The sequence below is a fragment of the Methanoregula sp. genome (assembly GCF_002835825.1).
GTDB lineage: Archaea > Halobacteriota > Methanomicrobia > Methanomicrobiales > Methanospirillaceae > Methanoregula.
This window is the reverse complement of record NZ_PIZH01000503.1, coordinates 1-1,501: the sequence shown is the minus strand read 5'-3', so window position 1 is coordinate 1,501 and position 1,501 is coordinate 1. Positions and strand designations below refer to the sequence as shown.

General features: G+C 51.5%; 1 protein-coding gene. It reads right to left on the bottom strand.

Annotated features, from left to right (window positions below):
• Nucleotides 1-171: 171 nt before the first annotated feature.
• The gene (locus CW742_RS12710) at nucleotides 172-318 is read right to left on the bottom strand and encodes a DUF4389 domain-containing protein (RefSeq protein ID WP_292420929.1); all 147 of its coding nucleotides are present in this window, start codon (nucleotides 316-318) and stop codon (nucleotides 172-174) included.
• Nucleotides 319-1,501 lie beyond the last annotated feature (1,183 nt).

The following is a 1,501-nucleotide window of genomic DNA, read 5'->3' as shown; positions in this document are numbered from 1 at the left end:
TGCCGGAGGAGCCGCCGTGATCCATGAATTACCTGGGTCAAAAAAGAGGGTGAGAAGTTCTTCAGGGTTCTTCTAGTCGGTGAGGGTCGCAAGACCCGAACCGCGAGAAGAGTGCGTCAGCACTCTTCGAATTCCGACCAGTCCTCAGACCCTAATCGTGAGAAGAGTCCGTCAGGACTCTTCGATAATTTTCACTGGCACCGGCAGGATATCCGGCCGCTTGTTGGGCATGAAGTACACGTAGCCCACCACGTGCACGTAGTATTCCAGGTATCCCTTCACGAAGTTCGAGAGGCTCTCGCTCTTCCGCCCGGGCATGCAGGGGGATCTTCATCAGGCTGCAGGGGAAAACTGTGGAAAAAAACTGCCGCGTTTTTTCTAACATCCTCATTTTTATCAGTCACCCCGTAAGAATCAGTGTCACGGAATACCCGCAGGATCAGATATTGCGGGCCTTTCCCAAAATACACGACACAGGAGGTGATGGATTTGATACATCTGGTGACATGGTTTCCCGATTGGGTCGGTCCTGCCATTGGTTTAAGCTGGTCCGGCTTATTCTCCGTATTCGTGTTTATCTGCACGCTCTGAACGTACTACGGGTCCCGGGAGATAACTCCCGTCATCCTCCCCTTGTGCGCAGGTCATGCAATCCTGTCCGGACACCCGGGGGGCATTCCTGCCTTTTTTCTCGGAACGGGTGCCTGGAGTGATTGTAAAGACTGTGTGTCGGCCGGTTTTTGGCTGTTTGGGATGCCCGTGGAAATCCCTTTTTGTCAATTTCCATGAAGGCAACAATGCCGGATAGGGTTCAGGAGGGGGGCCAACGGATTCAGATCTTCCCTATGAGAATATGGCGTATGAGCTTGGTCCGGATGGAGCAACCTTTTCTCCACCGGTTACCCTGACCGTTATACCTGCTGAAATCCCTTGGAACAAGGAATGTATCTTGCCGAGCACGTTTGTCTGGTTGTTTACCCTCATGAACCAGAACATCTTCGTGCTTATCCTAATCGTGCTCATCATTGGGGGAGTATGGGCGTTCAACAGGAGATAATATTCCTGATCAGCAGTTCACTACACCGCATATCGGCAGGATAAGCCGGGGAAGTCCGCGACAAAGAAGTTGTAGGGTATTCGTTAATTATACAGATGCAGGCAGGGAATCCGGGTGCCAGGTCGGATTATGGAATCCGGGGTACCGAGCGGATACGACCATCGAAAAAATGGGGTTGGCTCACAAGAGCGGGTAGATTTTATTGAATTACTGAGACTCTTCGAGTTGTCGAATCCTGTCAGGTATGGGACACGAGAAGAAATCTTCAGAGTTCCTCGAAGTCCGACAGGCCATCAGGCCTGGAGGATGAGAAGAAGCCATCAGGCTTCTTCGAAGAATCCTGACGGATTCTTCTCATTTCTCGGGTTTGAGAACCCTCGAAACTTCGAAGTCCGACAGGCCATCAGGCCTGGAGGATGAGAAGAAGCCATCAGGCTTCTTCGA